This is a genomic window from Thermococcus piezophilus, assembly GCF_001647085.1.
In the GTDB taxonomy this organism is placed as follows: Archaea; Methanobacteriota_B; Thermococci; order Thermococcales; family Thermococcaceae; genus Thermococcus; species Thermococcus piezophilus.
Genome location: NZ_CP015520.1, coordinates 1,211,251 through 1,237,008, shown reverse-complemented (window position 1 = coordinate 1,237,008; position 25,758 = coordinate 1,211,251). Strand labels below are relative to the sequence as shown.

Annotated in this window: 23 protein-coding genes and 1 pseudogene; 9 read left to right on the top strand and 15 right to left on the bottom strand. The window is 52.6% G+C overall.

Features of this window, described 5'->3' with window-relative positions:
* The 4 genes from A7C91_RS06785 to psmB are packed head-to-tail and all read right to left on the bottom strand — an operon-like array spanning window position 1 to window position 4,302.
* Complete coding sequence (locus A7C91_RS06785; protein WP_324609471.1) at window positions 1-354, bottom strand: hypothetical protein; 354 nt, start codon at window positions 352-354, stop codon at window positions 1-3.
* A gap of 39 nt (window positions 355-393) precedes the next feature.
* Window positions 394-1,728 carry a pyridoxal-phosphate dependent enzyme gene (locus A7C91_RS06780; RefSeq protein WP_068667413.1) on the bottom strand — a complete coding sequence of 445 codons (1,335 nt, stop codon included), beginning with the start codon at window positions 1,726-1,728 and terminating at the stop codon, window positions 394-396.
* A 5-nt stretch (window positions 1,729-1,733) separates the two neighbouring features.
* The gene (locus tag A7C91_RS06775) at window positions 1,734-3,680 is read right to left on the bottom strand and encodes a beta-CASP ribonuclease aCPSF1 (RefSeq protein ID WP_068666053.1); all 1,947 of its coding nucleotides are present in this window, start codon (window positions 3,678-3,680) and stop codon (window positions 1,734-1,736) included.
* Window positions 3,681-3,690: 10 nt separating this feature from the next.
* Window positions 3,691-4,302, bottom strand: a complete 612-nt coding sequence (gene psmB, locus A7C91_RS06770) for an archaeal proteasome endopeptidase complex subunit beta (RefSeq protein ID WP_068666051.1) — start codon at window positions 4,300-4,302, stop codon at window positions 3,691-3,693.
* Between the two features lie 112 nt (window positions 4,303-4,414).
* On the opposite strand from psmB, the gene A7C91_RS06765 reads away from it, so the two are divergent.
* Window positions 4,415-5,578, top strand: a complete 1,164-nt coding sequence (locus tag A7C91_RS06765; RefSeq protein WP_068666048.1) for a hypothetical protein — start codon at window positions 4,415-4,417, stop codon at window positions 5,576-5,578.
* Between the two features lie 116 nt (window positions 5,579-5,694).
* On the opposite strand, the gene gdhA is transcribed toward A7C91_RS06765, so the two are convergent.
* Window positions 5,695-6,957: a glutamate dehydrogenase gene (gene gdhA, locus A7C91_RS06760; RefSeq protein ID WP_068666045.1), complete on the bottom strand. Its 1,263-nt coding sequence runs from the start codon at window positions 6,955-6,957 to the stop codon at window positions 5,695-5,697.
* Window positions 6,958-7,583: 626 nt separating this feature from the next.
* On the opposite strand from gdhA, the gene A7C91_RS06755 reads away from it, so the two are divergent.
* A complete protein-coding gene (locus A7C91_RS06755; RefSeq protein ID WP_068666043.1) occupies window positions 7,584-9,167 on the top strand; it encodes a sodium:neurotransmitter symporter family protein in 1,584 nt (527 codons plus the stop codon).
* A gap of 156 nt (window positions 9,168-9,323) precedes the next feature.
* Entirely contained in the window at window positions 9,324-10,052 is a 729-nt protein-coding gene (locus A7C91_RS06750) for an alpha-glucosidase (protein WP_068666041.1), read from the top strand.
* Here the strand turns inward: A7C91_RS06750 and A7C91_RS06745 are convergent.
* Both A7C91_RS06745 and A7C91_RS06740 read right to left on the bottom strand, forming a co-directional pair.
* Complete coding sequence (locus A7C91_RS06745) at window positions 10,049-10,366, bottom strand: P-II family nitrogen regulator (RefSeq protein WP_068666039.1); 318 nt, start codon at window positions 10,364-10,366, stop codon at window positions 10,049-10,051. The genes A7C91_RS06750 and A7C91_RS06745 overlap by 4 nt on opposite strands.
* A 214-nt stretch (window positions 10,367-10,580) precedes the next feature.
* Window positions 10,581-12,263, bottom strand: a pseudogene (locus A7C91_RS06740) (glycoside hydrolase family 57 protein).
* Between the two features lie 118 nt (window positions 12,264-12,381).
* On the opposite strand from A7C91_RS06740, the gene rqcH reads away from it, so the two are divergent.
* The gene (gene rqcH, locus A7C91_RS06735) at window positions 12,382-14,334 is read left to right on the top strand and encodes a ribosome rescue protein RqcH (RefSeq protein WP_068666038.1); all 1,953 of its coding nucleotides are present in this window, start codon (window positions 12,382-12,384) and stop codon (window positions 14,332-14,334) included.
* Here rqcH and A7C91_RS06730 read toward each other — a convergent pair.
* A complete protein-coding gene (locus A7C91_RS06730; RefSeq protein WP_068666036.1) occupies window positions 14,331-14,753 on the bottom strand; it encodes an amino acid permease in 423 nt (140 codons plus the stop codon). The genes rqcH and A7C91_RS06730 overlap by 4 nt on opposite strands.
* A 19-nt stretch (window positions 14,754-14,772) precedes the next feature.
* On the bottom strand, window positions 14,773-15,189 hold the full coding sequence (gene nikR, locus A7C91_RS06725; RefSeq protein WP_068666034.1) for a nickel-responsive transcriptional regulator NikR: 417 nt from the start codon (window positions 15,187-15,189) through the stop codon (window positions 14,773-14,775).
* Between the two features lie 82 nt (window positions 15,190-15,271).
* Here nikR and A7C91_RS06720 point away from each other — a divergent pair, with 82 nt between their 5' ends.
* Complete coding sequence (locus tag A7C91_RS06720; protein WP_068667411.1) at window positions 15,272-15,718, top strand: hypothetical protein; 447 nt, start codon at window positions 15,272-15,274, stop codon at window positions 15,716-15,718.
* Here the strand turns inward: A7C91_RS06720 and A7C91_RS11850 are convergent.
* Entirely contained in the window at window positions 15,715-16,215 is a 501-nt protein-coding gene (locus A7C91_RS11850) for a DUF389 domain-containing protein (protein WP_234394327.1), read from the bottom strand. The two genes, A7C91_RS06720 and A7C91_RS11850, sit on opposite strands and share 4 nt — an antisense overlap.
* Between A7C91_RS11850 and A7C91_RS11845 the strand changes: the two genes are divergently transcribed.
* Complete coding sequence (locus tag A7C91_RS11845; RefSeq protein ID WP_234394326.1) at window positions 16,184-16,438, top strand: hypothetical protein; 255 nt, start codon at window positions 16,184-16,186, stop codon at window positions 16,436-16,438. The two genes, A7C91_RS11850 and A7C91_RS11845, sit on opposite strands and share 32 nt — an antisense overlap.
* An 86-nt stretch (window positions 16,439-16,524) precedes the next feature.
* On the opposite strand, the gene A7C91_RS11840 is transcribed toward A7C91_RS11845, so the two are convergent.
* Window positions 16,525-16,701 (bottom strand): hypothetical protein, encoded by a 177-nt coding sequence (locus A7C91_RS11840; RefSeq protein WP_234394325.1) that lies wholly within the window; start codon window positions 16,699-16,701, stop codon window positions 16,525-16,527.
* 570 nt (window positions 16,702-17,271) lie between these two features.
* On the opposite strand from A7C91_RS11840, the gene A7C91_RS06710 reads away from it, so the two are divergent.
* Window positions 17,272-18,603, top strand: a complete 1,332-nt coding sequence (locus A7C91_RS06710) for a TrpB-like pyridoxal phosphate-dependent enzyme (RefSeq protein WP_068666033.1) — start codon at window positions 17,272-17,274, stop codon at window positions 18,601-18,603.
* Here the strand turns inward: A7C91_RS06710 and A7C91_RS06705 are convergent.
* From A7C91_RS06705 to A7C91_RS06695, 3 genes are all read right to left on the bottom strand, one after another.
* Entirely contained in the window at window positions 18,600-19,274 is a 675-nt protein-coding gene (locus tag A7C91_RS06705) for a Ribonuclease P protein component 3 (protein WP_068666031.1), read from the bottom strand. The genes A7C91_RS06710 and A7C91_RS06705 overlap by 4 nt on opposite strands.
* Window positions 19,271-19,726 carry an RNA-binding protein gene (locus tag A7C91_RS06700; protein ID WP_068666029.1) on the bottom strand — a complete coding sequence of 152 codons (456 nt, stop codon included), beginning with the start codon at window positions 19,724-19,726 and terminating at the stop codon, window positions 19,271-19,273. Before A7C91_RS06700 ends, A7C91_RS06705 begins: the two co-directional genes overlap by 4 nt.
* 92 nt (window positions 19,727-19,818) lie before the next feature.
* On the bottom strand, window positions 19,819-20,403 hold the full coding sequence (locus A7C91_RS06695; protein WP_068666027.1) for a 50S ribosomal protein L15e: 585 nt from the start codon (window positions 20,401-20,403) through the stop codon (window positions 19,819-19,821).
* 130 nt (window positions 20,404-20,533) lie between these two features.
* Between A7C91_RS06695 and A7C91_RS06690 the strand changes: the two genes are divergently transcribed.
* Window positions 20,534-21,607, top strand: a complete 1,074-nt coding sequence (locus tag A7C91_RS06690) for a M24 family metallopeptidase (protein ID WP_068666025.1) — start codon at window positions 20,534-20,536, stop codon at window positions 21,605-21,607.
* 18 nt (window positions 21,608-21,625) lie between these two features.
* Here the strand turns inward: A7C91_RS06690 and A7C91_RS06685 are convergent, their stop codons facing one another.
* Window positions 21,626-22,120 (bottom strand): helix-turn-helix transcriptional regulator, encoded by a 495-nt coding sequence (locus tag A7C91_RS06685; protein WP_394326652.1) that lies wholly within the window; start codon window positions 22,118-22,120, stop codon window positions 21,626-21,628.
* Between the two features lie 107 nt (window positions 22,121-22,227).
* Between A7C91_RS06685 and A7C91_RS06680 the strand changes: the two genes are divergently transcribed.
* The gene (locus tag A7C91_RS06680; protein WP_324609470.1) at window positions 22,228-25,590 is read left to right on the top strand and encodes an MMPL family transporter; all 3,363 of its coding nucleotides are present in this window, start codon (window positions 22,228-22,230) and stop codon (window positions 25,588-25,590) included.
* Window positions 25,591-25,758 lie beyond the last annotated feature (168 nt).

Genomic DNA, 25,758 nt, shown 5'->3' with positions numbered 1-25,758 from the left:
TCACCCCGTCACCGTTCCGTTGTGGGTGATTTGATAGAGCAGGCTCTGGTTCGAGTAGAACACCGGCTGGAAGTCTATCATAACGGTGTAGCTGAGCATCGTGAAGTAGAGCCAGAATAGTAACCATCCCCAGAAGGCTCTCTTAAGCACCATTCTTTCGTCCTCAATTTCAGACGGTAGCTCCTTTATGAATGCCAGAACGAACTTGTCGATGACGAAGTACAGAGCAACGCCGAGCAGCCAGCCGTATTGGACTTTTGCCGCTGCTATTCCACTGATTAACCCAGTTATCAGTCCCCACAGATATACCGATAGTGAAAACTTATGTTCAACTGTCAGCCCCACGTTCTTCACCTACGGTTAGCTTTTAAAAGATGGTTTAAAACCTTTCCGTTAAGCGGAGAGTGTCTCGAGGAACTTCCTGCCCTTCTCGGTTATGCCGTAGTAGACCCGCCTCCCCTTCCGATAGGATTCCTCTATCAGACCGAGGCTTTCCAGCTCGCTGAGATGCTGATAGACCGCTTGATACTTAAGGGGCTTCTCCAAGGCCTCCCAAATCTCATAGCCGTACATACTCCTTTCGCTAAGGAGCTTAAGGATTTCCAGTTTTGTGCCACCAATCGCGAATTTCTCCCTGCTCTCGGAGTAATGGCCCTTAAGGCCAGAACTCGTCACTATGAGGGCTATCCTATCGTCTCTATTAAAGTAGCCCTCCTCGGCAAGCTTGAGAAGAGCTGGGACTATAACAGCGGATGCATACTCCGCAAAGATGCCCTCCTTCGCGAGCAACCTCTCACCGAGATCGAGCTCATCATCTCCCACGAGAACGGCTGTCCCATCGCTCTCACGTATAGCCTCCAACGCCAGCCCCTTCGTGAGCGGGTTCTTTACGTACAGCCCAAGTGCTTTGGTCGGCTCTGCTTTCGGCTCGATGCCAAGCACCTCACTCGCTATGGGCGAGCACCTTTCAGCCTGAACCACTATCATCCTGGGCATTTCATCGATGGCCCTGATGGTGAGGAGCTCTTTAAAGCCCTTGTAGATGCTGTAGAGGTTGCTGCCGCTCCCCGTAGGAACTATCACATGCGTAGGGCTAAGCTCCTCCCACAGCTCAAAGGCTATTGTCTTCTGCCCCTCAAGGCCCACTACATTCCTCTCGGGCGTGACGTTGTAGAGCCCCTTGCCCTCGGCCAGTCCATCGGCGTAACTTATGCCCTCGTCAACGCTCTCGCCGTATCGTATTATCCTTGCCCCGAAGGCCGCTATCTGAGTGAGCTTGCACTTCTCTATAAGATTTGGGACAACTGTATAGGCCTCCTTGCCGGCACGTGCGGCGTATGCGGCAAGCGATGCTGCAGCATTTCCGTTGCTGGCAACGACAAAACCGTTCTCAGCGTAGGACAGACCGTATGAAACAGCCACACTAACGAGCCTGTCCCTAAAGGAACCGGTAGGGTTCCTCGTCTCGTCCTTGATGAAGACGTTTAGGCCCATTTCCTCCCCCAATTTAGCCTTCAAAAGGGGAGTCCCACCTTCACTCAGGCTCACAACTTCCTTGACGTCCGGAAGAAGCTCCCTATAGCGCCAGACACCCTTAACACGGTTCCTCCACTTGGAAACGTCTATGGACTCGTAGTCGTAGGTTATGGTCAAGGGCGCCCCACAGGAGCACTTAGGGGGAATAAGGGAGGAATAGACCCTCCTACAGGAGGGACACTTCACCCGCATTTCCATCACTTCAACCTGATCGCGTCGAGGTTGTTCGGAGCCCTTGTGCTGAGACCGAACTTCTTGTGGATGCTCGTTGAAAGGTCGAGACACTTGTGTGCCTCTCCGTGGACGGTGATGACCCTCTCTGGCCTTGGCCTGAGGCGGGCAATGTAGCTCATGAGCTCCCTTCTGTCTGCATGACCGGAGAAGCCATCGATGGTGTAAACCTCCATGTTGACCTGAACGACCTCTGTCCTGCCATCCTCACCGACCAGTGGGATCTCACGCAGGCCGCGCTGCACCTGCCTTCCGAGCGTTCCATCTGCCTGGTAGCTGACGAATATCATGCTGTTCCTCGGATCGGGAGCGAGCTGCTTGAAGTACTCAACGCTCGGCCCACCAACGAGCATGCCCGATGTCGCTATAATTATCGCCGGCTCGTCGCTGTCTATGATGTCCTGCCTCTCCCTGGTGTTGGCGACGCTCTTGAATATCGGGTTGAGGAACGGGTTGTAGCCCTCGTGGAATATCTGCTCGCGGAGGTGCTTGCTGAGGTACTCCGGATAGGCCGTGTGTATTGCGGTTGCCTCCCATATCATCCCATCGAGGTAAATGGGCACGTCTATGCCGCCGACGCGCGCATACTCCTCGAGCACCATCATTATCTCCTGGGCTCTACCGACGGCCATCGACGGAATCAAGACCTTGCCTTTCCTCCCGATGGTCTGGTGTATGATTTCTATCAAGCGCTTCTCGGCTTCCTCACGCGGCATCTGGTAGTCGTTGCTTCCACCGTAAGTCGATTCCATCACTAGGGTCTCCAGGCGGGGGAACCTGCTCACGGCTGGCTCGAAGAGCCTCGTGGGGATGAACTTGAAGTCGCCTGTTATGGCTATGTTGTGCAGTCCGTTGCCTATGTGGAGGTGAACTATGGACGAACCAAGAATGTGGCCGGCGTTGTGGAGCGTAAGCCTCATGTCCGGGGCAATGTCACGGACCTCACCGTAGTCAAGGGTTATGGTGTGCTTGATGACCTCTTTGATATCCTTCGGCCTGTAGAGAGGCTCCATACCGCTCATCTGCTGGATTTCGATGAAGTCCTTCTGGAGGAGCACCATCAGGTCCCTCGTCGGCGGGGTCGTGTATATCGGCCCGTCGAAAAGGTTGAACCTGAAGAGGTAGGGCAGCAAACCGCTGTGGTCGAGATGGGCGTGGGTTATGATTATGGCATCAAGAAGGCCCGCATCCAGGACGTAGCGGAACTCGGGCGCGTCGAAGTGTGGGAAGGCCTTCTTTGGGTCACGGAGGGCGGCTATATTGATACCAAAATCGACCAGCACGTAGCTCTCGTTGGTCTGAACGAGCAGCGCACTCCTGCCAACCTCACGAAAGCCTCCAAGGCCCGTGATTCTAATCCACTCACTCTTGAGCTCGGGCTTGCGGTAGATGTTCCTGCCCACCTGCCTGAGGAACTTCCTCCTGTCCTTGCTCTCAGTCTGAAGGATCTGCCGGATTGAGTAAATCGTCTGGGACTGTATGGGCGGTGTCCGTATAACGCGCGGCGCCCAGTGAACCTTCTGAGTGATTAAACGAAGCGTCTCGCCGTTCTTTCCAATGACGAGACCCGGCTTTTTGGCCTCTATTAGAACCTCACCGACGGATGGATCAAAGCTTATGTTGGTTATCTCGGCCTCAGGCAGGACGAGAGCTTTTATCATCTCCTCCGCGCGCTCAGGTGGGAGGAGAACGTCTGGATCAGGCCTCACACTTATCCTCTTCTTGAGCACCTTGGCGAGGTTCTTTATCAGCTCACCGTCCTGCATTATGGCCTCGGGATTCTTGACGTAAATAACCAACTCCGGTCCCTCGAACTCAACGTCCGTAATCCTTGCCTCCTTAGGAACCATCTGGGAAATTACTGCTTTTATATCGCGTAGAATGTCATCAACGAAGGTCTCTCTCCTTATCAAAGCCACCACCTCACTTCAGAAGAGTCTTTATTTCCTCTTTGCTCAGCTCTCTGTAGCCCTCCTTTGTTAGGGTTATGAGGGTTATCCCATCACCCGTGAAAACGTCGCGCCTGGTGGCGATATTTATCGCCTTGAGGGCGAGCTTAACGCCCTCTTTAACAGTCATATCATCCTTGTACTCGTTCTCGAGAACTGCAAAGGCGAGCTCCATTCCGGAGCCAGCCGCGGTGAACTTGTCCCCGGTAACACCACCCGCCATATCTACAGAATACAGCGCGGGCTCCTCATTGTAGCCGGCTATTAAGAACCATCCAAAGTACGGCATGAATCTGTTCCCGTGGAGGATGTTCGCAGTGAGGGTAGCGAGTGCCTTAACGCTCATCTCCCTTCCAACCTTGGCCATGTAAAGCCTGGTCTCAGCTTGGAGAAGCCTAACCAGAGCCAGAATATCCCCAACGTTCCCTGCACCCGCTAGGGCAAGATGATCGTCTATCTGGAATACCTTGGTGACGTCCTTGGACAGTATCATGTTGCCGAGGGACGCTCTCTTGTCCGCTGCCAGCACCACGCCGTCCTTACATACAATGCCGACTGTAGTCGTTCCTTTTAGCTTTTCATCCAATTACAACACCCCTGTTGGTCTGCTTTTAGAATAGAAGAACCTCTACAAGTGCGGTTTAGGGGAATGATATTTAAAGGTTTCGTCCCAAAAGAGGGAAAAGTGGGGTGGTAGAATGAAGGAAGTTATACTCTTAACTGGCCCGCCGCTCAACGGCAGGGACGAATATATAACCGAGGCCCTCAAGCTCGCCGAAGGAGGGAGCCACGTATACTATCACGTTTTTGACTACATAAGGGAAGTCGGCAAGGAGCTCGGCGTTAAAATCACGCGCAAGAACGTTCTAGATTTCGCAATAAGCCATCAGGATTTGATGAACGAGATAAGGGACGAAGCATTCAATAGAATAAGAAATGAAATAGATGAAAGCGACAAGAAGTACCACCTTGTCTCAACTCCCAGTCTCTTCCGCTGGGGAAGTGGGAGCGTTCTAGGGTTCACCACGAGCAATCTTAAGCTCCTCAGACCAAACCGGGTGGTAGTTGTCCTGGACGACGTGCTCTCCGTCAGGCGGAGGATAATAAACGACCCCGAGTGGTTCGAGCGCTTCGGCAAAGACCCCGAGAACATAAAGCTAACAACCCTCGTCATGTGGCGTGAGGACGCCATAAACCACGTGAAGACCCTCGTCCACGAGCTTAAGAAGGAAGGCCTTGAAGTCCGCTACGTCCTCCAGTTCGGCATAAGGCACCCACACGAGGTCTTCCTTAACCTGATTTTTAGGGAGAATGAGAAGCCCCTCATTTATCTCAGCTACCCGATGACGGGTCATGAGGAGGAGTACTACCATCGCGTCAGGGACTTCTACGACAAGCTGAACGAGCACTTCACGGTTCTCGACCCTGGCGCCCTCGACGACTGGTGGGTGGTCGCCGAGTACGACAACCAAGTAGCTAAAGATCCATCCATAAGGAGGATTAAAATTAAGCACCTGCTCGACGGCGAGGAAGTTGAGGAACTCGACAGGGAGGACATAGAGCAGGCTACCGACATTCTAAGAAGACAGCTCGTGGAGAGGGACTTCAACTTGGTAGATGTCAGCAAAGCGATAGCGGTGTATCACTATGCGGAGGAAGTCTCTGCAGGGGTTATCAGCGAAATGGCCGAAGCTTACAGAACGCTCGCTGCCATATACCTCTACTATCCCTTCGAGAGGCGTCCGAGTCCGTTTATGGAGTTTTACGGCATGCAGAACCCGTCGCGTAGAACCATGTTCAAGGACAAAGACGAGATGATAAGGGCGATGGTGGAGGAAAAGGACTACTGGGCGAAAGCTTAGATCCCTCTTCTATCCTAATTTTCCGCCAAAGAATTGTCCCTAAAGGCTACATCAGGACCTCAAAACAGAGGATAACCAAACGGCAAGAAAAGAATTAAGAAGAAAGGAGCAAGAAATCACTTCTTAACCCATCCGCGCCACTTCATGGCGTCGTAGACCCTCTGGACAGCGACGACGTAGGCAGCGTCACGCATGTTGATATTCTTCTCCTTGTGGGTGTTGTAGACGTCCCAGAAGGCCTTGGTCATCTTCTTGTCGAGCTTGGCCCTGGTCTCCTCGACGGTCCAGTAGTCGCCGGTTATGTTCTGAATCCACTCAAAGTAGCTGACGGTAACACCACCAGCGTTACAGAGGAAGTCTGGTATGATGAGGATGCCCTTCTCGTAGAGGATCTCGTCGGCCTCAGGGGTGGTCGGACCGTTGGCGAGCTCGGCGATAATCTTAGCTTTGATGTTGTCGGCGTTCTTCTTGGTGATGACCTCCTCAATGGCGCTCGGGGCGAGGACGTCGACCTCGAGCTCGAGGAGCTCCTCGTTGGTGATGTTGGTCGTGCCTGGGAAGTCCTTAACTGAGCCGTGCTCCCTCTTCCACTTGAGGACCTCATCGGCGTTGAGGCCGTCCGGATTGTAAATGCCACCCTTGCTATCGCTGACTGCAACGACCTTCATACCGTACTCCTCGCTCATTATCTTGGCCATGTAGTAGCCGGCGTTACCGTAGCCCTGGATGGCTATGGTCTTGCCCTTGAGGGTGTCCCATCCGAGGGCCTTCGCAGCCTCGCGGACGGTGAAGGCAGCGCCCCTGGCGGTGGCGTCCATCCTGGCGACAATACCTCCAACTCCGGGCGGCTTGCCGGTGATGATTCCGAAGCTCGGAACCTTCCTCCTGCTGATGGCCTCGTACTCGTCCATCATCCAGGCCATGATCTGCGGGTTGGTGTAAACGTCGGGAGCGGGAACATCAGTGTACGGGCTGATGATGTCGTAGATAGCCCTTATGTAACCACGAGCAAGCCTCTCCTTCTCCCTGTCGGAGAGCTCCTTCGGGTTGCAGATGATACCACCCTTACCTCCACCGTAGGGGAGGTCCATAACGGCGGTCTTCCAGGTCATCCAGGCAGCGAGGGCCTTAACGGTGCCAAGGGTCTCCTCAGGGTGCCACCTGATACCACCCTTAGTTGGACCACGAGCCCAGTTGTACTGAACCCTAAAACCGGTGAAGACCTTAACAGAACCGTCATCCATCTCAACAGGGATGCTAACCTCAAGGACCCTCTGAGGCCTCTTAAGGAACTCGAGAGCCTCTTCGCTTATGTCCATGTACTGGGCAGCCCTCTCGAGCTGCCTAACGGCAATCTCAAACGGGTCGACTTCGACCATTTCCATCACCTCAGTTTCAGTAATCTGCGATACAGGTTACGAGGGTTACATATATAAATCTTTCGCTAAAGGAGGCAGGAGAACGGCCAATTTCAAACAAAAAGTTATATATGGAAATTTTCGGCCAAAAGAAAAAACCTGCCGAAATTTTGGGACAAAAACAAGGCTGTACATCCAAGATTTTTTATACATTAACGAACATTAAGAGACACGGTTGAATAAGAACGAATGAAACAAAATTGAAACGGGATGCCCTCAGCGAGAAGTCGGTCATCATCCCGTCAGCTCACTCTCTGTTCCAATCATCGGGCATTCGTTGTCGTATTCCTAACATATATTAACCCTTCGCAAATGCCCATTGGGAGGTCAGCCTGATGTTGTCGCCCTTTTTAACTATCCGGTGGAACATTGTCACAATGACCATTTTCTAATTACGAGACACTAACGTACTGAAAGATATATAAGAATTGAATTTCAACCATTTCATGGTTAAGCACATCGTCTTTTGTCGAAAAAGGCAGCAGAAAGCTTTTTATAGAATGTTAAATGTTATATGCTATACATAATACCCCATAACAGTGCATGGAGGTTTGTTATCAGTCCATTTAAGAACGGGGGTGAAAGGCTTGGAGAAGAGGGATCAATGGGCAACAAAGATTGGTTTGATTTTAGCCATGGCTGGAAATGCCATCGGTCTCGGAAACTTCTGGAGGTTTCCATACCAGCTAGCTAGCAACGGTGGCGGCGCTTTCATGATACCTTACTTCATAGCGCTGGTGTTCCTTGGAATTCCGGTAATGTGGATTGAATGGACCACTGGTCGCTACGGTGGTAAGTACGGACACGGTACAATCGGGCCAATGTTCTACCTCATGGCCAGGGAGAGCCTCAAGCCAAGAACGGCTTTAGTCTTCGGTATAATCGGTGGAATGCTGGCCTTCTCTGTCGCTTCCCTGCTTAGCTCATACTACTACCAGATCATAGGATGGTCAGCAGCTTATACCTACTACAGCCTCACTGGTGCTTACTTCGGAAAGGACACAGTTCAGTTCTTCCACAGCTATGTAGCAAATACCAAGGCAGTGCTGTTCTTCTGGGGACTGACGATGCTCTTCCTTGGAATAGCCGTTGGACAGGGCGTCAGTAAAGGTATCGAACGCTGGGTCAAGGTTATGATGCCCGTTCTATATGTATTCGCTATACTCCTGGTTATCAGAGCCCTTACTCTCGGTTCACCGGTTAAGCCAGAGTGGAGCGCCATAGCAGGTCTTGAGTACATCTGGAAGCCAGACTTCACAGTACTCAGGGAGAACTTCTTCAAGATAAGCCTAGCAGCGGCGGGACAGATATTTTTCACCCTATCCCTCGGTATGGGTATCATCCACAACTACGCTTCCTACCTCGGCCCTGAGGACGACGTTGCCCTCTCAGGTCTAGCCACGGTTTCGCTCAACGAGTTCGCAGAGGTCATCCTCGGTGGTTCGCTTGCCATACCGATAGCCTTCGCCTATCTCGGTCCGGAGAAGGCAGTCAAGAGCGGTGTCGGTCTCGCATACAAGGCTCTTCCGAACGTCTTCGCTAACATGCCAGCAGGTCAAATATTCGGTGCAATGTGGTTCCTCCTGCTCTGGTTCGCAGGATTCACTTCAGCTATAGCCACCTACAACTACCTCGTCGCCATGCTCGAGGAGGACATTCACATCGAGAGGAAGGTCGGCACCTGGCTAGTGTTCATATTCCTGTCCCTGCTTGGACTGCCGGTTGCCCTTGACAGCACCCTAGCGTACCTCAGCGAGCTCGACATGTGGGTTGGTTCCTACTTCCTCGTGCTGCTCGGTCTCTTCGACATCATAGTTGCAGTGTGGCTCTTCAAGCCCGGTAACTTCTGGAAGGAGCTCCACAAGGGTGCTTACATTAACGTTCCAGAGTGGTACAAGCCGATAATGACCATAATAGCGCCGCTGTTTATGCTGTTCCTTCTGGTTGGCAACACCTGGGACTACATAAGGAACGGAGCCTTCTCAGTATCGGAGTACTATGTCACTCAGATACTTGAATACGACTACACTCCAGAGATAATCAGCCTCATCACCAGGGCCAGGATAGTGATCCTCATAATCCTCGTCATCGGCGCCATCGAGGCTTACCTGGCCATCAAGAAGAAGTACGGCGAAGAGCTCGCAAAGAACGAGGTCATCATAAAGATCTGAGGTGATCGAGATGGACATGGGTGCTCTGGCATTCCTGGTATTTGCGTGGGGTTCGATATTTATCCTGATGTACTGGAGCATTAGCAAGCTCCTCAAAGCCGAGAAGGAGCAAAAGGCTTAAAGCTCCCTTTTCTTTTACCTTTTGGAGGTGCTTTGATGAAGAGTCAGGAGATTCTGCGAGATGTAGCACAGACAATTGAAGATACTGAGAAAAAAGTTAACTCCCTCACCAAGCTCTCAGATAAAAATAAACAAAAGACCCTAAAGCTCCTCGAGGAGGCGAGGAGGAACTTCATGGAACTGTCGGAGAACGTTGTCATCGACAACCAGGAGCTGGCCAACTTCTTCCTCAAGAGGGCGGTCAAGCTGAAGAACAACACCAATGACAGGTTCATCGAAAAGATGGGCAAGAAGGAGTACATGAAGTCGGTGAGCATGATAAACAGGTACTCAAAGGCTGCTCCCTACGACTTTGCCGGAAAAGTGAAAGATCTCCAAAGGGCATACAGGGCATTCCTGTTCGGAATGATACCGTTCTACGTCGTTTCAGGCATCTTTGGCCCAGTATACGCGGTAACGGCCCTTATCCTGATAATCCCAACCCTGTTAGCCATGTTCAGCCTGAGGAAAAGGGGAAGCCTCGGTCTCATGCTCTCCTTCGCCGTCATGCCGATTCCGATGGTCATGGGGGCGTTCTCAATACGCTATGGCATATACGCCCTAACCAACGAGGGGGAGCTTACGAGGATAGCGGAGGCTCTCGGGCAGAGCTTGGCTGTCGCACAGGGAATAGCTATACTGATAACCCTCCTAGGAGCGGCAAGCCTAATCCTGCTCGGCTATGCGAGCTACATGCTTTACAAGCACAGGCACGCGTTCCTTTAATAGAGGGCCTCGTTGCCCCTCTCTCCAGTTCTTACTCTGATGGCATCGTGAACAGGAAGAACGAATATCTTTCCATCCCCAGGAATTCCGCGCCTTGCGTTTCTAATGATGGTGTCTATAATTTTCTCAAGGTCTTCGTCTTTGGCGACAATCTCAATCTTCACTTTCGGTAGCAAGTCGTAGGGAGGAACTCCACCCTGAACGCCACGCCCCTGGACGGGATAGACCGTCAGAGGAATTATACCAAGCTGCTTGAGGGCGCTCTTAACCCTATCAAGGTCTTCGTTTCTGATAATTGCCTCAACTTTCTTCATGGGTATCACAATGATATTTTGGAAAAACTCCCGAAAAAGCTTTCGAAAATTCAAAGAAAAAGGTCAAAAACAAGTATCACCTAATCTGTCTCACAAACTTCAGCAACCTCTCTTGGGATATCCCAGTTTTTCTTAGAAAGCTTCCCCAAGGCCGGCATTTTCAGGTCTTGGGCTTCTGGGCGAGGGCTTTGGCAACCTCCCTTGCATAGGTTCTCTACTCTTCCATCTTGACGAGTTCTTCGGGTTTTTCCTCCTTCTTCTCAGGCGGCTCAACGTATTCCGGGACCTCAGGAGGATTCCCGCTCACGTAGTGAGCAACGATGATGGGTCTGAACGGATTGTCACGCTCTTCGAGCTTCTCAAGGAGCTTGAAGTCAAACTGCCCGGTCTTCATGTACATCTCAAGCTCGTTGGCCAGCCTGTGGAAGTCACTCGCGTGGAGGAGAATCCTCCTCTTACCGTACTCCTTCGCTTGACCTGTCGTTATGAGGAACTGTCAGTCGCTCGCCTCCAAGATGAGGAGTTCCCTTGCGAGCTGCTCCAGAATTCTGTCAGCGAGCCGATCCTTACCGTAGTACTTAGTCGCCAGCGCCACCATCCTTTTCTCCGCTGAATACACATACTCTCAGGTCCATTCCGTTCCCTCGTTCCACCATGTCGAGTGGTCCGCATTCTTGCCCCAGGAACCCTCGGGAAGTTCTATCTCGTCTCTCTCGCCGGAGTAGCTATCGAGAAATTCTGAAAGCGTCCTCGTCCTTATCTCACACTCTGCCATGAGCTCAAGAACCCTTCCAAGCCACTTAACCCCCTCAAACCACCAGTGACCGAAGAGCTCTGTGTCGTAGGGCGAGACAATTATGCCTTTTTCGCCGAACTTCTCCTCATGCTCCACCAGGAGGCGCTCAATCAACGAGACGAAGTCCCTCGCATGTTCCTCAGCGCGCTCCATAGCTTTGCCAGGGTCGTAGAACTCCTTATCATTGAGGTCGACGCCCTTGCCCGTCACTCGCCAGTATTGGTCGCCACTCTCTTTGGCCTTCTTGTGGAACTCCCTGTACCAGACGTCACCGGGATAGCCAAAGTGGGCACTCCAGACCTAGTGGCCAGCCTCGCGGTTTCTGGCGAAGATCGCAACGTTGATTCCCTTAACTCAGTAGGGCCTGAGTGTGCTCTTCTCAGTCTCGGCCAGCGTTATCTCACCGTACTCCTTCGTTACGGGCCCCCATCAATCAAGTTGCTCTCCACGAAGAAGTACTCCAGATCGACTCCTCGAGGAACTTCTCGATTCTCTGTCTCTGCACCCTCCTTCCGCCGGGCAGTGGCTATTCTCCCCCGGACTGGTAGGCGCATTCGGGCAACCATACCCTCTAGGCTTCCTGCCGAAGTGCTTCTCATAGGTTAAAATGCCGTTGGCGAGCTGAGAGCGTATGGCCTCGTCCCTGACAAGCAGGGGCAGGTAACCGTAGGTCGCCGCTGAAGTTATCACCCCGATGTAGCCCCCCTCCTGAAGCTCGCGGAGCTTTCCTATGATGTCGCCATTGATAGCTTTCCAGTAGTCGTGGACTTTTCTGAAGTGGTCGAGCATGAAGCTTACAGCGTTCTCGTCGTACTTTTCACTCCTCAAGTCTTCCTCCGTTGCTTTCAGCTTGCGTGCCAGGTACTCCTCAAAGCCACGCTTGATATAGTCATCGGCCAGCTGCTCGGCGAGAACCGGTGTGACGTTTATGACCAGCTCGAACTTCACACCTTTAGCCTTAAGCCTCTCAAGCTCCATGAGCAGGGGCAGATAGGTCTCGCTCATAGCCTCGTAGAGCCACTCCTCACCGAACGGCCATTTTCCGTGCTTCCTCACATAGGGGAGGTGGGTGTGGAGAACAAAGGTTAGGTATCCTTTCACTATATATCACCTAATGTGTTATGTACGTTCGACTATTTAACCTTCGATTTTTCGTTGGAGAGACGAAATCAGCCAGCAACCCTTTAAACTCAACCGCGAAATCTCTTCGGGTGAGAGAATGAAGGAGGAGATGAGCAGCGTTGACATACGCTACATCCTGAGGGAACTGCAGAGGTTGGTGGGCTCTCGCGTTGACAAGATATATCACGATGGAAATGAGATAAGGATAAAGCTCCGCACGAAGGAGGGAAGGCAGGACCTGATTTTGGAGGCGGGCAAGCGCTTCCACGTCACGACCTACATCAAAGAAGCACCAAAGATGCCATCAAGCTTCACCATGCTTTTGAGAAAGCACCTCAGCGGCGGCTTCATAGACGCTATAGAGCAGCACGACTTCGACAGAATAGTCAAAATTAAGGTGGGCGACTACACTCTCATTGGCGAGCTCTTCAGGAGGGGAAACATAATACTGGTTGACTCTGAGAACAGAATCATCGCTGCACTCCGCTACGAGGAGTTCAAAGACAGGGCGATAAAGCCGAAGGCAGAATACAAGTTCCCGCCCGCCCGCGAAAACCCGCTCGATGTTGAATGGGAGCGCTTTAAGGAGTTAATCCTAGAGGAAGATGCCGAGGTAGTCCGGGCGCTGGCTAGAAAGCTCAACATGGGCGGCCTATACGCGGAGGAAATTCTTCTTCGGGCGGGAATGGACAAGAAGAAAAAAGCGAGCGAGCTGAGCGAGGAGGAGCTCAAGCTAATCTTCAACACTATGAAGGCTCTTTTCAACAAGGAGCCAAAGCCAAACATCGTCTTCAAGGACAGTGCCATGATAGATGTCCTGCCAATAGAGCTGAAGTGGTATGAGGGGTATGAAAGGGAATACTTCAGCACCTTCAGCGAGGCACTTGACGAATACTTCGGGAAGATAACGGTCGAGAAAGCCAGGCTCGAGCAGACAAAAAAACTTGAGGGGAAGAAAAGGCAGCTCTTAATGACCCTCAAAAAGCAGGAGGAAATGCTGAAGGGCTTTGAAGAACAGGCGAGGGCAAACCAAGAACTCGGGGATCTGATATACGCCAACTTCACGCTCATTGAGAATCTCCTATCGGAGTTCAGGAAGGCCGTTGAAAAGCTCGGCTGGGAGGAGTTCAAACGACGAATAGAGGAGGGGAAGAAGGCAGGCAACAAAGTGGCCCTAATGGTCAAGTCCATCGACCCGAAGGAGAAGGCGGTAACGATAGAGCTTGATGGGAAGAAGATTCGTCTCTACCTCACCAAGAGCATAGGTGAAAACGCGGAGCTCTACTACGAGAAGGCCAAGAAGGCCAAGCACAAGCTCGAGGGAGCGCTTAAGGCCTACGAGGACACAAAGAGGAAGCTGAAAGAGGTAGAAAAGCTCATCGAGGAGGAAATGAAGAAGGAGCTCTCCGTGAAGAAACTCGAGCGCAGGAAGAAGAAGTGGTTCGAGAAGTTCCGCTGGTTTGTGTCGAGTGAGGGCTTTTTGGTCCTGGCTGGAAAAGACGCCAGCACGAACGAGAACCTCATAAAGAAGCACATGAATGAAAACGACCTCTACTGCCACGCCGACGTTTACGGAGCTCCTCACGTCGTCATCAAGGATGGCCAGAATGCCGGGGAGAAGACGCTCTTTGAGGCCTGCCAGTTTGCAGTGAGCATGTCAAAGGCCTGGAGCCAGGGACTCTACAGCGCCGATGCATACTGGGCGTATCCAAGCCAGGTGACAAAGCAGGCCCCAAGCGGTGAGTACATGGGCAAGGGAGCCTTCATGGTCTACGGCAAGAGGAACTGGTTCCACGGGCTTCCGCTCAAGCTTGCCGTTGGGGTAATAAACTATGAAGGCGAGGACTTCGTGGTCTGCGCGCCGGTTGATGCAACAAGAACCTACACCGATAGGTACATCGTCATAAGGCCCGGTTCGTTGAAGAAGAGCGAACTGGTGAAGAGAATCAAACGCATCCTCGGGAAGTGGGGCTATAAGGTGAGAGAAGAAGACATCATGGCAGTCCTGCCGCCGGGGAACGGTGACATAGTAGAGGTGGTCGGCGCTTAGAGCGCCTTTCCCCCTCCCCAAATAAAGCCGACGACGAAGCTTAGCAGTGCTATTATGTAGCCTTCACCGAGTACCTCAAAGAATCCCTCGCCATACACATGCCACGCCACGAGAGTAATGATGAACACTCCGACGACCCCAATCCCAGGCCCAGTACGGCCGCCGAGAAGACCAAAGAGAATCCCGGCGAGTATCATGGATATCCCCGTGAAGAAGACGATGAAGAGGAATATCGTGCCGACACTTTCCGGGTTGAGCCACCAAAAGGCCCCCTCAAGACCGTTTGAGCTGCCCAGGGTTTCCTCGAGTATGGCAAGAAAGGTGATTTCCTCCACGCCACCGTTGACGGGTATCCTGAACCAGGGGAGAATGAAGGACAGGACCACAACAATGGAAGACAGAAAACCAAGCAATCTCATAACTTCTCCCCCACAGACCTCATACAAGCTCTTTCCCCGTTGTCGTCATCACGAGCTTTCCGTGCTTGACGCCCTTCAGGCTTATCAGCCTCTCTGCTATCTCCTTTATCCTGCTCGCCTTGCCCTTAACGACGACGACCTCGAGGCAGTTGTGCTCATCCATATGAACGTGAAGGCTTGAGATAATCTCATCGACATAGTCATGCTGTAAATCAAGGAGTTCCTTAACGACGTCAGCCTCGTCGTGATTGTAGACAATGGTTATCGTTCCGGCCACCTCTTTGTTTCCCTCCTCCCACTCGTGTCTGACGATAAAGTCCCTCATCAAATCCCTGATTGCCTCACTCCTGTTGACGTAGCCCTTCTCCTCAATGATGCGGTCGAACTTCTCAAGCAGCTCATCGGGAACGGATACACCAAAGCGCGTTATCTTCATAACACCACCGTGATATCTTTGGGCCTCATCGTTAAAAAGATGACGCGAAATGCTTTTATCCTTCGGAAAACAAGAAGTGGCCATGCAGATGGAAGAGCTTTACACCACAGCCCAGATGGAGCTCGCAAAGGACCTGGTGTTTGAGATAGAGGGAGAACCCGTTACCCTCTCAATAAAGGGTGTTCTGATCGCAAGGGTAAAATCGAAAAGCTACAACTTCTCGTTCTTCGAGCTGAGTGAGAATGAGTTCGTCCTAGCAGTTCAGATGAAGGGGTTCACAGTTTATCTCGGCATAGAGGCCAACGAAGAGCTAAACGAGGAGGCCTATCCCGAGGTGGTGAGAATTCTCATCGAGCATCTCACCCCCCAGATAGCGCTCCTGGTGACAAAGGCGGAGAAGAGCTATTTGGGAAAGGCGGACATTTTGCTCGACGACGACATGAGCCCCGAGATGAAGGAGTTCTTCTACAGCCTGCTCGTGAGGCACAGGAAGGGTGAGCTAATCTATGAACAGACCGAGGTTGCTTAGCCTGGAAACATGAGTTCAAGGAGAACTATCAGCGCTAGGACGAACATGGTTCTCTTCGTGTAGAGTCTCGCCGCTCTCCTCTCGTAATAGCTCCTCGGCGAGACGTTGAGGATGTAAAGACCGAGGAGCGAGCCGATGAGCAGGCCAAGAACATTCTCGAGGATTAGGATCAGCGAGCCGCCGAAAACATCCCACCAGCCCATGACAAGGGATATTCCAATGACCGTCTTTGGGGGAACGAGGGCAGCAGCAATGGAAACGCCAGCCAGTATCTCCGGTACCTTGCCGACTATAGCCACGACCCTCGCGTAGCCGAGTATAACAGCCAGCAGGATGTAAACGAGGCCAGAATCTCCGCGGATCGCCATCCCGTGGGTCGGCTGAGAAGGCATAACTCCAGCCGGTTTGAGGAAGAGCGTCACGATGGCGGCGGAGAGGAAGATAACTCCTTTGAAGATGGAATAGATGGCGTTGAGGGCGTCTCTCCCCTTGACCATGACGACGTTGAGAGAATCCGTAGAGGGGGCCGAGGATAGGAGAGAGGAGCATGGCAGAGATCATCATCACGATGCTGTCGTTTATCAATCCGAAGGAGGCTATTATGAAAGCGACCGCGCCGAGGGTAAGCTGAATCGGGTCAACCGTCGCCTGGTTGTTGGCGTCTTTTATGAGCTTCTCTACAGCCGCGAGACTCTAGCAGCGCTTGAACTTCCTGAGTGATTGGAGGGAGTTGGCGTACTTGACGGACTTGCTACTCACCTGTGACCACGTTATCGCCGAGTGCCCTTTTCTAAGGTCAATGACCTTCATGAGCTCGCTGCAAGGTCGTTTATGATGAAATCCGGGACAAAGGCCACGAACTTGAGGACGCGGTTATCGTTGCCCTTAATCTCTTCCACGTAGAACTGGACGTCCCACTTACCGAGAACCGCGGAAACTTGCTCTCCCTCGGTTTCATCACAGTAGACCTCACGCCGGAGCATTAGGCATCATATGATATGGTAAGGGGATGTTAATAACCGTTTCCGCTACGATTGCCTTTGCCGCAATCAGTGCGGTTGGATCCTCACGCGAAAATGCATCCCGTCCATGGAACGGTCTTCCAAGATTTATTTGGCCCCAATACCAAACGGGGCAATCCTGTCCAAATCCGGGCGAAAAGTTTTGGCAGGCATGTATCCCAGAACATCCATTCGTAGCCCAGAGCTTGCAAAAATGTCAAAAATCCAACATATTCGTGGAAATAATCGTCATTTCTCCAGTCAACTTGGAAAAAAACATTTAAGGATTACAATCTTTTGAACTCTGATGCACCATGATGAATAGGAGTGATTGTTTTTGGCGTCTCTGATATCCCCTTGAATGTTCGGGTTAGCCTAACAGCTCAAGGGCGGGATCGTTTTTGGCCTGACTGATGAGAGGCTCGTTTTTGGAGGTTCTAGAGGATTGGGCTTATATCCCTACCCAGCTGGAGCTTTCTGCTTTGGGTTAGTTCTTATGCTCTTTATTCCCTCGCCTTTGGGACTTCTTCCAAAAATCAGGAGGTGGTTTGAATGAAAGCCGTTCTGCAGGATTCCAAGATACCAAAGAAGTGGTACAACATTCTGCCTGACCTGCCGGAGCCTTTGGCACCGCCCCTCGACCCGGAGACGGACGAGCCAATTGAGCCAGAGAAGCTGCTCCGCATCTTCGCAGCGGAGCTGGTGAAGCAGGAAATGACCATGGAACGATACATCGATATTCCAAAGAAAGTTCGTGAGCTCTACGCTAAAATAGGCCGTCCAACGCCCCTCTTCAGGGCGATGAACCTCGAAAAGGCACTCAAAACGCCGGCGAGGATATACTTCAAATACGAAGGGGCTACCATAACGGGCAGCCACAAGATAAACACCGCATTGGCCCAGGCATACTACGCGAAGAAGCAGGGCATCGAAAGGCTCGTAACAGAGACAGGTGCAGGCCAGTGGGGAACTGCTCTGTCTCTGGCAGGGGCACTAATGGGGATAAACGTTCGTGTTTACATGGCCAGGGCCAGCTTTTACCAGAAGCCCTACAGGAAGACTATAATGCGTCTCTACGGTGCCGAAATCTACCCCAGCCCAAGCGACAGGACTGAAATAGGAAGGAAGTTCCTGAGCGAAGACCCAAACCACCCGGGTGGCTTGGGAATAGCGATAAGCGAAGCTATCGAGGACGTTCTAAGGGACGAAAAAGCGCGCTACGCCCTCGGAAGCGTGCTCAACCACGTTTTAATGCACCAGACGGTCATAGGTCTAGAGGCCAAGGAGCAGATGAAGGAGTTTGAGGATCCAGATGTCATAATTGGCTGCGTTGGGGGAGGAAGCAACTTCGCCGGCTTGGCATATCCCTTCGTCAAGGATAGACTAGACGGCAAAGCTGACTACGAGTTCATAGCGGTTGAGCCAAGGGCGGCACCAAGCATGACGCGCGGCGTTTACACCTACGACTACGGCGACTCTGGAGGGCTAACGCCGAAGATGAGGATGCACACCCTCGGCCACACCTACTACGTCCCGCCGATACACGCTGGCGGCCTGAGGTACCACGGCCTGGCTCCAACGCTCAGTATTCTGATAAACCACGGGATAGTTAGGCCAGTAGCCTATCATCAGACAGAGGTCTTCGAGGCGGCCCGGCTCTTTGCCAGGACGGAAGGCATAGTTCCAGCACCCGAGAGCGCCCACGCGGTCAAGGCTGCAATAGACAGGGCCCTCAAGGCGAAGGAAGAGGGCAGGGAGGAGGTCATCCTGTTCAACCTCAGCGGCCACGGCCTTCTCGACCTCAAGGGCTACGAGGACTATCTCGACGACAAGCTTGAGGACTACGAGCCAGAAGAGTTTCCAGCTTTGAAGTGGGAGGTTTAGCTTTTCCTCTCCAAAACCCTTCTTGGATAAAAGTCCAGGCTTGCCCTAGCTTGAGGGATCTCCATGCCAAGCGCTATTCCAAGGCTCATCAAATCCCTCGGCGAGCGGACTTCCCATCTGCTCCCGGCTGAAGATGTTAAAAACCTCATGGCACCGTATTTCTCGACAAGCTGCCAGGTTTTCATCATGAAGCGCAGGATCTGAGCTCTCTCGTATGGGCTGGCCCTCAGAATAGGTAATAAGGAGAAACCTATTGCCACGTTGTTCTTGGCCGCAAGCCTCGCCAGTATGTGGTCAAAGCCCGGATCTTTTCTGCCCAACCATGGGCTTATGAGAGCATCGACGCCAAGCTCAAGGGCAAAGCGGTTCACCTTCATATCTCCACCCTGAACGTAGATGAGGGCCTTGAGGTTTCTGCCCTTGACTTCACGGATTAGGGAGGGCTTCTTTGTGACGAGGAGAAGGGCAACTTTATCGTATCTCTCCCGCAGCTCCCTGATCTCGGCTTTGAGTGCCTCAAAGTCCGGCATATCGTCGAGGAAAAGCCTCTTGGTGAAGACCACCTCGTTGAACCACTCCTCGGCCAGCTCGTAGGCCTCTTCACTCCTTACATCCATCTCTATCCAGTGCTCGCGGGAAAAAGAAATTTCCTCATCAACTTCCTGAATCATTCATCCAGCCACTCCCTAACGGCTTTGACGACGGCTTCCTTTTTTATCGGGAAGGCTTTGGCCTTTATCTTTATCTGGATGACGTCCTCGCCCTCATCTACCTCTGCCTCGCCGAGGTATGCCCTCTGCTTGTTGAAGCGGACGTAGAAGGTGCCTTCCTCGTCGACCTTCTCGTCGAGGTGGTCAAGGAGGTAGGTTTTATCCCGATCGCTCAGGAGCTCCTTGAAGTATTCGAGGAAGGTCCTGACGGCCTTGCTCCTCTTTATCTCAACGTTCACAACCTTAATCGGATTACCAAAGAAGCCCTGAGTCTCAACGATGTCAAAGAGGACATCATCGTCGTCTATCTCCTCTGGGATGAAGGTTGATATCGCCTCAAGAACCTTGTCCTCATCCTCAGTCGCGTGGATGAAGGTGGTCAGCCTGACGTGATGTGCCTTTATCTTCGCCATTTTTCTCACCAGAGAAGAGAAACGATGAAGGGTTTAAAAAGTTCGCCTGAGCTGGGGACAAAAAGCTGAAGGAATAGAAACAAAAGGGCAGATCACTTGGTCTTGCCCTTGTTGGCCCTTACACTGGGCCTGACCTTCTCGGCGCCCTTGCCCTTGTTCCTCAAGCCACGGCTCTTCCTGCCGGCGCTGGTGAGTCCGCGGAAGACCCTGCCCTTGTGGGCCTTGCCAGCAATCCAGGCGATCTTCGGGTCGCTCTTTATGACCGGGTGGTGCGGGTCGACCATGATGACCTCGAACCACTTGTACATTCCGTCCTCGCCGACCCAGTAGCTGTTGAGAACCTCAAGGTTCGGGAACTTGCGGGCAGCCTTCTCCTCGGCAATCCACTGGAGGCTCTTCTTCGGGCTGTACTTGACCATACCCATCTTGGAGGGCTTCCTACCGCCCTTCCACCTTGGCCTCTTCCTTCCGCCGCGCCTGACGCGAACGCGAACGATGACGTAGCCCTGCTTGGCCTGGTAGCCGAGGCTCCTGGCCCTGTCGAGCCTCGTCGGGCGCTCAACCCTAACAACGCTCGGCTCCCTGCGCCACTTAATCATCCTAACCTTGAGAAGCTGACCGACGTAGGTCTTCTTCGGAGTCTTCCAGGCTTCCCTAATGTACTTATACATTCCCATCTTTTCCACCTCACTTCCCTCGTTTGTGGTTCTCCGCTTAGCGGAACATCCCGCGGGTTCCCCCGCCTAGTCGAGCGAAGTTGGAGAGTGAGTTTTTAAAAGTTGCGGAGTAGTCTAGGCGGTGATAGCAATGTGCCTCGACAAGCTCGTTTCCCTCATGGAGAAGCAGGGTTTTAATGGAGCTTTGGTGAGCCCCGGCTCAAACCTCTACTACCTGACCGGCCTGCACATCCATGAGGCAGGAGAGAGGCTGACCGTTCTGGCAGTGAATTCCGATGGAGAATATCACCTCCTGGCTCCAAGCCTCTACGGGAACGTTATCGAGGACTTCCCAGTTACCTTCTGGCGTGATGGAGAGAACCCCTACGGGAAACTGGGAGGAATTCTGAGGGAGCTTGACATAACCTCAGGCAGGCTCCTTGTCGAGAACACTATGAGGGCCGACTGGCTGATAGGCATCGAGAAGCTCCTCAGGGACCACGATCTCCACCCGCTCAGCAGTCTAATGCGCGAGTTGAGAATGAGGAAGGACAGAGAAGAGATAAGGCTCATGGAGAAGGCGGCCCAAGTCGTTGATGATGTCTTCGAGGAAATCCTCGCCATGAACTTAATCGGTATGAGCGAGAGAGAGCTCGCTTTGAAAATCGAGCTGATGATAAGGGAGCGCTCCGATGGAATCTCCTTCGAGCCGATAGTGGCATCAGGAGAGAATGGGGCTAATCCACACCATGCACCCGGCGAGAGGAAGCTGAAGAAGGGAGACCTCGTTATCCTCGACTACGGCGCCAAGTGGGAGAGCTACTGCTCCGACATAACGAGAACCATCGCGTTAGGAAAGCCGGACGAAAAGCTTCTAGAGATTTACGAGGTCGTCAAGAACGCCCAGGAGAGCGCCTTCCAGACCGTCCGTGAGGGGATAACGGCCAGGGAAGTCGATAAGGCCGCGAGAGAATACATAGCGAAGGCGGGCTACAGCAAATACTTCACCCACAGAACCGGCCACGGCCTGGGCTTAGACGTCCATGAGGAGCCATACATAGGACCGGATGGAGAATTAGTCCTGGAAAACGGCATGACCTTCACGATAGAGCCAGGAATATACCTCCCGGGCCTCGGGGGAGTCAGGATAGAGGACGATGTGATGGTTGAAAACGGAAGGGGGGAGAGGCTAACTAAAGCTGAAAGGGAGCTTATTCAGCTGTGACACCTACAGAAGAGCCTATTAATCCCCTTCAAGCTCCTCTTCTATCCTCTTTATTTCCTCATCGAGGATGTTCCTTATCTTCTTGAGCAGATCAAGGTATTCCATGACAGTTTCCCTCTTCATCTTCCTCTCATGTCCAGCCGCTTCAAGCTTCTTCTTGAGCCTCTCATGGTAGTCAACGGCCGTGTAGAGGGTTCTCAAAGCCAGGTCGTTCGAGGTCTTGAGGTACTCCCATCCCCTCTCTGTAAGGCGGTACTTCACGCGTCTAACCTTTCCACGGTACTCCTCCTTAGGTTCGAGGAGGCCCTCCTCGACCATCTTATTCAAAAGCGTGTAGAGGTTGCTGTGGCTCGGCTTCCAGAGGCCGACGGCGAACTTTTCGAGTTCCTTCAAGAGTTCATAGCCATGGGTTTCACCCTTTAAGCCGACAATGACAAGAATTATATTCTTCAGGGGGACAGTAAACAGCCCCTTGACTATGCGCTTCTCTACATTATCGGTCGTTTCTATCACCCCCTTATCATAAATTTGTTCAAAAGGCTTATAAAATATATCCCTCAAAGACATGTCGAACTTAAACATGTTTGAAAACTTCATATTGAAGAGTGACATAGACGGTGATGGCTATGGCCTGGAACGAGTGGATAGTGAAGCACGCAAAGCTGGTAGTCGCACTCTGGATAGTCATCATAATCCTCGCGGCACCACTGGCAGTGAAGCTGAAGGACGTGACCAACTACAGCACCGACCAGTTCCTGCCGAAAGACGTTGAGTCTGTCAGGGTTCAGGATATTCTGTCCCAGGACTTTCCAAGCTTCTCCCAGAGCGATAACCAGACCTACATGGTGATAACCAACATCAACGTGAACGATCCAAAGGCGAAAGAGGCCTACGAGCGCTTCAAGGCGGAAGCCAAGCCCTACGGTGACAACTTCACATCCTACTACGATGCGATTGAGCTTCTCCAGAACCAGTCCTACGACATGGCCCTCAACCTGACGAGGCAGACTGCCAACCTGACAGGAATTCTCTATATCTCGGCGCTGAACGCGAGTGACACCTTCGGAGAAGCCCTTTCGCAGATGGAGCTCTTATCACAGTCAATCAACATGACGAAGGAGAGCCTCCCTGAACTTGCCGGTGCATACCTTGAGATGAGGCAGAACCTCACGCTCCTCTACAACCAGATGATGGGTCTCAAGGCCCTCATCAACTCCACTGACATGGCATACGCTGAGCTCAGCAGGAACCTCATAAACGCTAGCCAGCAGGAACTCGAAAAGGTACTCATCGAGGAGATCTCAGAGAGTGTTCTGGAGGAAGAGAAAGCCCTCGTCCCAGTCATTGTGAAAACCGTAATGGCTTACGACACGAACGCCACAGGAGTTCTTGCAAAGGATCCAGTCCTGCTCAAGGAGGTTACGATTGGGCTGATGGAGAGTGTTTTGGAAGAACAGGGCCTTTCTCTCGACGAGAAGACGCTTGATGCCATCTACGAGAGCGGCGGAAACGTCGATGGCATAGCAAAGGCCCTCTTGATTCAGGGTACCATCGAGAAGCTTGCCGGAATGCCCAACGCCAACGAGACTGCTAGGAAGCTTGTGGAAGTCGCGACGGCCGATCCAGAGGGAATACTAAGTGGTGAGAAGCTTGAGAACGCCACCCTGAGCGTCGTTGTCTCCCTCGCTGGAAACGTTGAAAGAATAGACTTCAAGGACGTGGCAAAGAGGATCTACGAGGGCGAGAGCCCAAGAAAGATCGCCGAGGAGCTCTTCATTGACGAGATCAACTGGAAGCTGGATGACATTGACGCACCTGAGATCGTGAAGCGGGCCATGAAGGACACCCTAACGGCCGTTATTAAGGAGTATCCGGTGAGCGTGGAGGAGCTTGAGGCTTTAGTTAAGGAGAAGGTCAAAGCCCTGATCGGAGAGTACATAAACGAGAACTCGCAGGGCCTTGAGCTTCACATTGACACGGACGAGCTCGTGAACCTCGCCTTCAAGTTCAAGGACGACCCCAATGCCATAACAAGGGATGACGTTACACCCATTGAGGAGTACATCTACCCAACGATCTACGATAAGGCGAAGAACTACATCGAGATGCTCAAGAGCCCAGACAACACGACGATGCTCGTCCTCTTCGTCCCACAGGGTCTCAAGGGAGTATCTGCCCTCGAGAAGAGTTCAAAGGTTCAGTACGAGAACTCCCTGAAGGCCAAGGAAGTTGCGCTTAGGGAGTTTGGAAAGGCCTTCCCACAGGTCGAGGCCTACGTCAGCGGCACGCCGGTTCAGACCTATGAGACCATCAAGTACGGCAAGGAGGACAACGATAAGACGACGAAGTTCAGCATCATCGGGGCACTGATAGTGCTCTTCATCATCATGGGTGCGGCACTGCTCGCAACATTCCTGCCGTTTACAGGTGTCGCAACCGCCACCCTCACTGCTCTTGGAATACTCTACCTCCTCGCCAAGGGCGATATCCTTGACGTCGGTAGCTGGGCCCAGATGCTCACCGTCACCACCGCCCTCGGACTGGGAATAGACTACTCAACCTACTACCTCCACAGGTTCAGGGAGTACCTAGCTGAAGGCTACGACCACAACACTGCGGCAAGCGAGGCCTTGAAGCGCGCCAAGGATGCTGTGCTTGCCTCGGCCTCGACAGACATAATAGCCTTCGCCTCCTTCGTGCTCGCCTACGAGTTTCCGATATTCAAGACAATGGGTATAATAGCCCCAATAGCCGTCATAACGGTGCTCCTGGCGTCTCTGACACTCATACCAGCAATAACTGTCCTGATAGGCAACAAGCCGATATTCTGGTGGCCGAGGCATATCAAGCACATTGAGGGGATAGACATCCACGAGAAAAGCAGAATAGCCGACTGGGCAACGAGGCACGCCAAGGTCGTCGTTCTCATAGCCCTACTCCTGACGGTTCCGGCAGCCTACAACTTCGCCAACTTCCACGGAACACACGACATCAAGCTCTTCATCCCGAAGGACAGCGATACCTACCACTTCCTCCAGCTGACGGAGGAGAAGATAGGTGCCAGTGTGGCGTCGCCGACCTACGTCGTCATCGAGTTCGACCACCCGGTGAGCGACAGCGATCTGACCACCATCGACAGCATCGCAAAGAAGATAGAGAAGGTTGAGGGCGTTAAGTACGTCTACACAGTGACCCAGCCCTACGGAGAGCCGATTAGCGGCGTCGGCCTCGACGGGCTCAAGAGCCTCGGCGGCGACCGCTACATCTCCAAGGACGGAAAGAAGGTGCTCATCCAGGTGACAGGAAAGTACAGCGCCACCGACGAGCACTCCAAGGACATGGTGAAGGAGATAAGGTCCATCATCAAGGACGAAAAGAGCTCAGGAGGGCTCAAAGACGGGCTGGTAGGCGGAGCCACTGCACTGGCCCTCGACCTTAGCAACCTCATCAACGACGTCTTCTGGCACAGGATATTCCCAGTGGCGCTGCTGCTGATGTTCCTGTCGCTCATACCGACTCTCAAGGGACTGCCGGCGGTAATTACTACAATGGTCACCATAGCCACTGGCGTCCTGCTGAGCATCTGGCTCTCCAGCTGGCTCTTTGAGAGGGTCTTCGGGCAGCAGATAATGTGGTTCCTGCCCATGATGGTCTTCGTAGTTCTCATGGGAGTCGGCATCGACTACAACAGCTTCTTCCTCATCAAAGCCAGGGACGAGTTCGAGAGGAGAGAACCGAGGGAGGCCCTGGTAGTTGCAGCGGGAACCATGGACCTGATTGTCATCGGCCTGGCAGCGGTGCTGGCGGCTACCTACGGCTCGCTGATGACAGGTGCAACCTGGGGAGTCAGGGAGATAGGATTCGCCCTAGCCATTGGAGTTCTCCTGACGGCCGCAATGGCAGTGTACTTCGTAGGACCTGCCACTATGGCCCTCTTCGGCGAGAAGGCCTGGTGGCCGCTGTTCAAGAGAAAGAATGATTGAACTTCCACTTTTCCATTCTTTTCTACCCTTTTGCATGGGAGTGAAAACCCAAAAACCTTAAATACCAAAACCCGTTACCTACCCCGATGCCTATGAGGGGGGAGTGTCTTCTCCACCGCTGCAATCACGCCGATGTCTGATTACCCCAATAACCCCCCTATTATGGAG